7 protein-coding genes are annotated in these 8,673 nt (G+C 57.7%); 5 read left to right on the top strand and 2 right to left on the bottom strand.

Annotated features, from left to right (window positions below; translation table 11 throughout):
• Positions 1–96 precede the first annotated feature (96 nt).
• Complete coding sequence (locus Q1K23_RS05765) at positions 97–1,509, bottom strand: type IV secretory system conjugative DNA transfer family protein (RefSeq protein ID WP_300363193.1); 1,413 nt, start codon at positions 1,507–1,509, stop codon at positions 97–99.
• 121 nt (positions 1,510–1,630) lie between these two features.
• On the opposite strand from Q1K23_RS05765, the gene Q1K23_RS05760 reads away from it, so the two are divergent.
• Positions 1,631–2,566, top strand: coding sequence for a WYL domain-containing protein (locus Q1K23_RS05760; protein WP_300363192.1), 936 nt, complete (start codon positions 1,631–1,633; stop codon positions 2,564–2,566).
• A 6-nt stretch (positions 2,567–2,572) separates the two neighbouring features.
• On the opposite strand, the gene Q1K23_RS05755 is transcribed toward Q1K23_RS05760, so the two are convergent.
• Positions 2,573–2,893: a hypothetical protein gene (locus Q1K23_RS05755; protein WP_300363190.1), complete on the bottom strand. Its 321-nt coding sequence runs from the start codon at positions 2,891–2,893 to the stop codon at positions 2,573–2,575.
• Positions 2,894–3,086: 193 nt separating this feature from the next.
• Here Q1K23_RS05755 and Q1K23_RS05750 point away from each other — a divergent pair, with 193 nt between their 5' ends.
• The 4 genes from Q1K23_RS05750 to Q1K23_RS05735 all read left to right on the top strand — a co-directional run.
• Positions 3,087–4,973, top strand: a complete 1,887-nt coding sequence (locus Q1K23_RS05750; protein WP_300363188.1) for an NERD domain-containing protein — start codon at positions 3,087–3,089, stop codon at positions 4,971–4,973.
• A 40-nt stretch (positions 4,974–5,013) separates the two neighbouring features.
• A complete protein-coding gene (locus Q1K23_RS05745) occupies positions 5,014–5,565 on the top strand; it encodes a hypothetical protein (RefSeq protein ID WP_300363186.1) in 552 nt (183 codons plus the stop codon).
• 3 nt (positions 5,566–5,568) lie between these two features.
• The gene (locus tag Q1K23_RS05740; protein WP_300363184.1) at positions 5,569–8,388 is read left to right on the top strand and encodes an AAA family ATPase; all 2,820 of its coding nucleotides are present in this window, start codon (positions 5,569–5,571) and stop codon (positions 8,386–8,388) included.
• 3 nt (positions 8,389–8,391) lie between these two features.
• On the top strand, positions 8,392–8,673 hold a 282-nt coding region (locus tag Q1K23_RS05735; RefSeq protein WP_300363183.1), incomplete at its 3' end, for a hypothetical protein.

Raw genomic sequence — 8,673 nt, 5'->3', positions numbered from 1 at the left:
GCACGAAAAGCTCGCCCGCGACCGGGTCGTACCGTTTGTTGAAAGTTCCGCCGGTGTTGATGATTCGTATGGTTTCCATAAAGCAGATTATACCGATTAATCGAAAAATATCTTCTCTTCTCTCTCCTGCCTCTCTTTCACCTTCTCCCCATGCTCTTCACGCTTCTCTTCCGCCGCCACTCTGTAACGCATCTCCACGAAAAAGTGGGGCCGCACCTCTCCGCTCTCCATGTTTTTCACGAAGCAGCGCCGGCTGCGGTCGGCCTGCAGATAGACCCATTTTCCCGGCAGCTCCACGTTTCTGTCCCAGATCTTCTGCCACGCGTACTGGGCGGCGTCCAGCTCGTACTCCGTCAGAAAAACCGGTTTGGCGAGCTTCACGGTCCGCCCCACGCGGTATTCGAAACGCTCCAGATCGTTCTCCAGATGGTTGGCGAACTCGTACCGGTGGAGGATATTGCCCAGAAACTCGTCGCACACCCTCTCCCCCACCCGGTTTTCCAGCTGCCGGATATTCTGCACCGCGGCGATCAGCTCCACCCGCTTCTCCCGAAAGACATCCACATGGGGCAGGTTGTCGCTCCCCACGACGCGCTGGAATTCGTCGACGAAGAGGGTCACGGGCGTGTGGCTCAGACGCCGGCTCAGCCGGGTAAAGAGCATCTGCATAAAAACCCGCGTCAGCATGTCGCTGAAAGCGTCGCTGCGTATCACCACGATCTTTCCATCCTCCAGATACTCCATCAGATCGCCGCTTCCGGAAACGGCACCGTCGCTCATCGCCTGCACCAGCTGCCGCAGGCTGAAAAGCACCCCGCCAGAACCCGCCGCGGGCGAGCTTTCGTCGATATCCTTGACGAAACTCCGTATAAACTCCAGATGCTCCTCCGCACCCTCTCTGGCCTGGCGGAAAGCCCCCCGCGCGAAAGGCGGCAGCTTCGTCACGACCTCGTAACACTCCTCCTGCAGAAAGAGACGGCAGCGCCGCAGAAAACCCTCCAGGGAAGATGCCTGCTGCAGGATCCTCCCCATATTCGGCAGATCGAGCCTGTAGGGCGGCTCCACCCCCTCCACGCCGGCCTCCGCGAATATCTCGGCCACATCCTCCATCGCCGTCAGTATGTCGTACACGTGCAGCCCCAGCGCCACGGCCGAAGCGTGCCAGAAATCTCTCTTCTCCTCGTTGACGATGCCGTCGAGCATCCGTGAAAAGAGGGTGCGGTTCGTACCCTCCAGCAGGTTGACGCCCTCCCCCCAGGGCGTCCCTATCTCCACCACATCCCGCAGCCGCCCGTGCTTTTGGGCCAGCGATTTGATCTGGGCGTGCAGATTGCCCTTGAAATCGACGGCGAAAATGCCGTGCCCTCGCACGATCCTCTCTTCGATGTTGGGCAGCATGAATCCGCTGGTCTTGCCGCTTCCGGTCTCCCCCGTACAGAGCGCATGGGTAAAATCGGCCGGCACCACGGGCTTTTCTACGCCTCTTTTCTCCACGATAAATCCCGCCATCGTCACTCCTTTCTTTCGTTTGGGGCATGATGGGCTTTCGGCGCGACAGGTTGTGTCGCACAGCCGGGAAAATGGTATAATCTTCCCCGAATTTTTCCGATTTTTCCATCCAGGATCGCCCATGTCCAGACTTCGGGACCACGACAAACTGAGCCAGCGCCTCGCCATCATCCTTCACAAACTCGCCCACGACGAACGCCCCACCGCCGAAGAGCTCGCCGATGAGTTCGACGTCAGCCTGCGTACCATCCAGCGCGATTTCAGCGAACGCCTCCACGTTTTTCCCATCGAAAAGGACTCCCTCGGCCGCTACCGTTTCATCGAAGGGTTCGGCCTCGACAAATCGGTCCTCGACACCGAAGAGATGCTGCTGGTGATGCTGGGCCTCTCCCAGGTCGCAACCATCGGAGAGACCGTCAAAAAGGCCGTCGACACCATCGTCTCCAAACTCGTCGTCCCCGGCCTCGACAGCCCCTACTACATCAAACCCGAGCTCTACGAACCTTTCGACATGAACTCCCCCACCGCCAACCTGCTCGAAGAGGCCATCGCCAAATCCCGCCTCGTCACCTTCGACTACAGGGGCAGGGAGCACACCGTCGAGCCCTACCGCATCGCCTCTTTCGACGGACTCTGGTACCTCTTCGCCAGAGACACCGAAACGGGAAAGATCCGCACCTACCAGGCCTCCGCGATCCTCTCGCCCAGACTCAGACAGCAGACCTACGACGCGCCGGACATCGCCGCCGTCCTCGAGCACGTCCACTCCGCCTGGTTCCAGGACGGCAACTGCTTCACGGTCGAGGTCCGCATCGCCGCCCCCATCGCCGACTACTTCCGGCGCAAAAAGCACCTCTCCACACAGCGCATCGTCGAGGAGTCCCCGGACGGCTCTCTCGTCGCAACCTTCGAAGTGAGCCACGAAGAGGACATCGACAATCTCATCAAAGCGTGGCTCCCCCACATCGAAATCCTCTCGCCCGAACCGATGCGCGCCCGGCTCATCCGCGAACTGGGCGCCTATCTGAACCGGCTGACGGCCAAACCGAGCCGCTGACACCGCCTACCGCGCCTCCCCGTCCCGATAGTGGATCGAGGGGGTGATGGTGTAGAGATCTTTTTTGCCGTGCCAGGTCACTCTCTCGTGCACGCCGTCGACGCTTTTGACCTCGTGCACGTCCGAGGGTGAGGGCATTTTGTCGTCGTACCCCACCAGCGCGTTGTGCGTCTCGTAGTAGTGCTCGTAGTCGTCTTCGGGCTTCTGCACCGGAGTGTGCACCTTGCACGCCTCTTTCAGCCAGGTGTTGTACTCGAAATCGGCCGCACCCGCAGCCATACCCAGCGCCATCATACCCAGAACCGTTACCGTTACGAACTTCTTCATGTTTCATCCTTTTTCTTTTTTTTCAGGCCTCTTTCGAAGCCCATCACCCGTATGATGACACCGGTGCGCGACAGGATGTGTCGTTTTCAGATAACATGCGGCAATTTTCGTTTTTTCATCCGCTTTTTTATGGTTTTCAAAGAGTTGAAAATTTAAAATCTTTTTTTATGATGAAAACGAAATAGGTTTTTAAATGCGACAATCCCTTTTCAACTTTTTTTCACGGGTGACACAGGGGGACAGAGGCGAAAGAGAGGTCCTCGAGTCGATTACCCGCCTGCTCAAAAGCTCGTCCGACTCGGAAGATGAGAACTACTTTCTGGTCCCAAAGGCCAAACTGGCCAACGGCACCTCGACGGTCGAGATCGACCTGACCCTGCTTCATCCCTCGCTGGGCGTCTTCGCCATCGAGGTGAAAAACTGGGCATCGCTGGAACATCTCGACAGCGAAAACAACCCCTTCGAGCAGGTCCACCGCTACAAAAACATCCTCCTGGGCCACATCGAAGACACACTGGGAAAAATACCCGTCAACGTGGAGTACCGGGTGGTTTTCCCCCGGATCCCGGCCGCCGAAGGCAAAGCTTTTTTCGAGAAAAACCCCAGCTTCGCCCACTACGCCCACCACACCTTTTTCAAAGAGGACATCACCGACAGGGAGCGCTTCAGCCGATTTTTCAACGCCACACGCACCATCCTCCCCAACAAAAAGGAGTTTCTCGCCATCGCATCCATCGTCGTGGACAAAAAAACCCTCGAAAAACAGAAAGACCGGGTACTCCCCATCATCACCAAAGACGAGATCCTCTTTTTCGACCACAAACAGCTCAGCATCCTCAACGGCTACACGGGAGGTTTCCGCATCATCCGGGGTGTGGCCGGCACCGGCAAGACCATCATCCTCACAAACTTCGTGGCCAACCGCCTCAAACGGGACGAAGACGAAAAATTCCTGATCCTCTGTTTCAACAAACGCCTGAAAAACAACATCGAATCGATCTTCGAACACGAAGATTTCAAAAAGAACGTGGCGGTGCTTTCGCTTTTCGAGCTGCTTCGCCGCATCGATTTCGACTACGAAAAAGCGGGCATACACGACCGCAAAAACCTGAGCGAAGTCTTCGAAAAGCTCAAAACCCCGGAAGCGACCCATGAATTCCGCCAAAAATTCTCCGCCCGCCTGCGAAAAAAGCCCATCGACCTCTTCCTCTGCGACGAAACCCAGGATATGCCGCCCAACATTCTGCGCGTCATCTACGAAGAGATCCGCGACTGCATCTTCTTTATCGACGAAGCCCAGAAGTTCTACTCCTACTCCATGGAGTCGATCGCCGATGTCTTCCACCACCCCGATTTCGAGAAAATCTCGATGAAAGGACGGGTGAAAAACCTCAAAAACGTCTACCGGACGCCGTCGAACATATCACGCTGCGCCTTCGACATCCTCTCGCACGACACGAAGCTCAACGCCTACTACAGAAAGTCGTACTATCTCAAAGACTCCTTTCTCAGCGACATCCGCTTCATCCTCGAAGATGGCAGAATCGTCGTGGACGACTACGAAGAGTTCACCCACCTGAACGAACTCCTCGACCGGTTCGATGAAAAAGATGACGTGGTGGTGCTCACCCAGCACACAAAGATGGCCGGGCAGATGAACGACTACATGAAAAAGAGAGGATGGCACCATATACGGGCCATGACGTTTCAGTCCATCAAAGGACTCGAAGCCCAGCATATCGTCCTGCACGATTTTGACAAGTTTCTCGAAACCGCCGTGAAATATGAAGAGGAGATTCTTTTCAGAAAAGTCTACGTCCTCTTCACGAGAGCCCGGGAGAGCCTCTATATCTCTCTGCCCTCCGATTATCGGAGCGAGCATGAAAAGATTCAGACCGTCCTCGACACCATAGAACGCCACACCAAAAAAATCGCGCAGGAGCGCCCTCCCGAGGAGGACGCGGAGGTCCCCACCCTCTCCAAACTGGCACCCCAGGTCGAAAACTACAAAAAATCGGCCGAGCTCGTCGTGCTGACGGCGGAGTTTTTCGGCGTGGTCGCCGGGCTTTTCGGAGCATAACGATACACAACCCATCTCACATTCAAAAAAAGGAGCTCTCATGGCCGTCTCACTGGAACAGATCACCCAATGGCTGAAAGAGAAAGACGTCGAATTCGACCAGACCTCTCCGACCGCCGAGGATGAATCGGAGAGAGAAATCTCTTTCCACACGAAAAAAGGGGACCATACCTACTCCCACACCATTTACACACGCTACGAAGGAAAGCTTTTCCTGTGGAGAATGTACCTTCTCGACGAAGAGAACGAAACGATCATTTTCAAAGACAGTCCCCATCTCAGCGAAATCTTTCGTTACACGCTCACGCTCAACTACCTCAAGGATTTCGGAAGCTGGGAATACCGCCCCGTGATCGACAGCCTTCGTCTGAGCGTCGAAATCCCTCTGGAAGACGCCCCCATGACATCGGCGCAGTTCGGGCGCATCTTCGACTACATGACAGAAGAGGGCACCGCCGACGGCGAAGCGATACGCCGGGTCATGGAGACCGGCGAAGTTCCACCCGACCCCTTCGTCGACGCCTTCAGCAGACTCTTCATGGGAATGTTCCAAAAAGCTTTCGAATTGAACGAAAACGAGGAGGGTATCTGATCCGTGCGAAATCTACTCCTGGGCGCCAAATGGTTCGCGTTACGCGACGAAGCGGACACCATCACCATAGAACACCTCAAAAAAGCGGTGGAAAATTTCCGGTTCGAAGGGGAGCTCGACGAGCTTATCCATGACTATCTGGAAATCACCCCCGCCTCCGGCCCGGTGGATCCGGTACTGACCCCCAAAGCCCTCCGCACCGCGAAAGAGCATCCGCGCCTCCCTTTCGACAACGAGGTCAAAAGATTCGTGCGCTACATGAAAATACACAGCGTGACCCTCGACAGCGAAATAAGCTTTTTGAAAGAAAAGAAGCCCACTCCCCGCCCCAAAGCGGTCGCCGTTTCGGCAGATGCGAAAAACGAAAAGATCGCGGCCTTCCGCCATACCGTCGCCACCCTCGAAAACTCCCTGAAAGAGAAGATCTTCGGACAGGACGACGCCATCGAAGCGGTATGCGACAAGATCGCCGAAATCTTCTACAACCCTCCCCGCGACACGCCCCGCGCCATCTTCTTTTTCCTGGGCCCTCCCGCCACCGGAAAAACCATGCTCGCACGCCTCCTCTCCGAAAATCTGGAAGGGTATGGGCACTACCGCTTTTTCGACATGACCCAGTACACCAGCGAAAACGAAGGCTTCGGCCTCTTCGGCCTCACCGAAGGCTACACCGACGCGAAAGAGGGGCGCCTCACCTCTTTCGTCAAAAAGCACCCCCGCTCCGTCATCGTCTTCGACGAGATCGAAAAGGCCCATCCCGGCGTCCTGCAAAACTTCCTCCAGCTGCTCGGCTCCGGCGAAGCGATCGACGGCTACACGGGCGAAACGGTCGACTTCAGAGAGACGGTGCTGGTCTTCACCTCCAATCTGGGCAGCGAACTCTACAACTCGCCGGAATTTCTCGATGCGCTCAAACACGACCCCGTCGGAGCGGCCAACACCCTCCTCGAAGCGGTCGGGCGCGAAGAGAAAACCGTCAGAGGAAACCGAACCAAAGCGATCCCCGCCGAACTCCTCTCCCGCCTCTCCCAGGGGAAGCTGGTGCTTTTCAGAAAGCTCCCCTACGGGGCCCTCGCCGCCATCCTCGGGCAGAGCCTCGAGGCGGTAAAAGAGCGTTTCGTCGAGACTTTCGGCATCGAAGTGGAGCTGAAAGACCCCGAGCTGCTCCATGCGGCGGTCATCCTCTCCTTTTCGCCCCACGCCGACCCGCGTCGCCTCAAATCCCAAGCCCCCCAGCACCTCTTCGACATCGTCACCGACTGGATCCGGCGCAGCGACACCACACCCGAAAAGATCCTCTTTCGCGTCGACGAAAACGCGGCCCGCACCCTCCGAAGCGACCTGCTCGATCGCACCCCGACGGAGCGAAACCGGCTCCTGCGCACCCTCTTCCGGCGCAACGAAACCTACAGCCACACCATCCGCTGCGAAACCGAAGCACACACCCTCACTCTCACGCTGGAAAACCTGCAGCGCAAAAAGCTCGACCGCGCGGCCGATTACGGAAGCGACGCGGGGCTCGTTTTCGACATCCCCGACATAAATTTCCGCGACATCGCCGGCCACACCGCCGCCAAAACCCGGCTCGAAGAGATCGTGCGGCTGCTCAGATCCCCGGAACCTCTGAAAAACTTCGGTGTCCGCACGCCCCGCGGCATGCTCCTCTACGGCCCGCCCGGCACCGGAAAAACCATGCTCGCCAAAGCGTTCGCCAACGAAGCCGACCTCCCCTTCATCGAAACCACCGGCACCGAAATGCTCGACATCGACCGGATGAAACAGGTCTTCCGCCGCGCCCGCGACTACGCCCCGGCCATCGTCTTCATCGACGAAATCGACGCCTTCGGCCGCCGCGACGGCAGCCCCCGCGACATCGTCATCAACCAGTTCCTGAGCGAACTGAGCGGATTTTCCGACTCACCCCAAAACCGCATCTTCATCATCTCCGCTACCAACTTCATCGAAAAGATCGATCCGGCCATCCTCCGCTCCGGACGCATCGACCTTCACATCGAGATCGACCGGCTCGACCGCGAAGCGCGCCGCTGGTTTCTGAAAAAGATCCTCGAAAAACCCTCCGAAGGCCCCTTCGACATGGAGCGGCTGCTCACCTACACCGCCGGCATGTCCGGCGCCGACCTGCAGAAAGTGGCCCGCGAAAGCGCCCTCTACCTCTTTCGCCACGGCCTCGACAAACTCACCGAAGAGATCCTCGTGGAGCAGATCAACACCGTCAAATACGGCTCCCGCCTCTCCTGCGAATCGGTCGACGCCCTGCTCGCCTCCACGGCCGTCCACGAAGCTGGCCACGCCGTGGTCTCCCACATACTGCTGCCTAAGCAGCGCATCGAGCAGGTCACCGTCGCCCCCCGGGCCAACGCCCTGGGCTTCGTCTCGTACGACCGTGAAAAACGGCTCAAAAACATGACCCGCCGCGAAATCCGCCACCGCATGGCCGTCGCCCTCGCAGGGCGCGAAGCCCAGATACGCGCCTACGGCGAAGAGGGCATCGACAGCGGCGCCGCCTCCGACCTGGCGCAGGCCACCGCCCTCGCCCACCATGCCGTCACGGAGCTGGGCATGGGCGAGCGCACAGGCCCCCTGAGCCTCCAGAGCCTGAAAAAAACCGAGCTCTTCTCACAAACCGTGGAAGCCGACATCCGCCGATGGCTCGACGATGCCCGCGCCACCGCCGCCGAACTCGTCCAGACCCACTGGCACGCCATCGAAGCGCTGGCGAAAGCTCTCCGCGAAAAAGAGAGCGTGGACGGCACCGCCTTCGAGGCGATCGTGACGAAACATACACCCACCCCAAAGGAATAGCAGATGACAGGGCAGAAAACCGAGAGAAACATGGACCGACAGAAGATTCTGAACATGATCGGCCGGCAGAAACCCGGTGTTTTCAAATACAAAAGCACCAAAAGCGTCAACCATATGTCCTACTTCATCATTCCCGTTCCCCACAACTTTCACGAAAACAAAAATCCCAAAGAGACTCTGGACGACATGGAAAAACGGGGATGGGAACTGAAAAACCCCTCGCCGAAAACCCCCGAAAACAGCTCGAACGGCACCGAAACCCCGCAGGTATCTTCCCCTCTCTCC

Origin of the sequence: Hydrogenimonas sp. (assembly GCF_029933015.1) — a bacterium.
Lineage (GTDB): Bacteria > Campylobacterota > Campylobacteria > Campylobacterales > Hydrogenimonadaceae > Hydrogenimonas.
The sequence above is the reverse complement of the archived record's forward strand: the minus strand, read 5'-3'. Positions and strand labels throughout refer to the sequence as shown.

What these genes read in the sequence shown, in the direction of transcription:
- Q1K23_RS05745 (WP_300363186.1), top strand. Translation starts at nt 5,014, where the DNA reads ATGGCCGTCTCACTGGAACAGATCACCCAATGGCTGAAAGAGAAAGAC.
- Q1K23_RS05750 (WP_300363188.1), top strand. Translation starts at nt 3,087, where the DNA reads ATGCGACAATCCCTTTTCAACTTTTTTTCACGGGTGACACAGGGGGAC.
- Q1K23_RS05755 (WP_300363190.1), bottom strand. Translation starts at nt 2,893, where the DNA reads ATGAAGAAGTTCGTAACGGTAACGGTTCTGGGTATGATGGCGCTGGGT.
- Q1K23_RS05760 (WP_300363192.1), top strand. Translation starts at nt 1,631, where the DNA reads ATGTCCAGACTTCGGGACCACGACAAACTGAGCCAGCGCCTCGCCATC.
- Q1K23_RS05765 (WP_300363193.1), bottom strand. Translation starts at nt 1,509, where the DNA reads ATGGCGGGATTTATCGTGGAGAAAAGAGGCGTAGAAAAGCCCGTGGTG.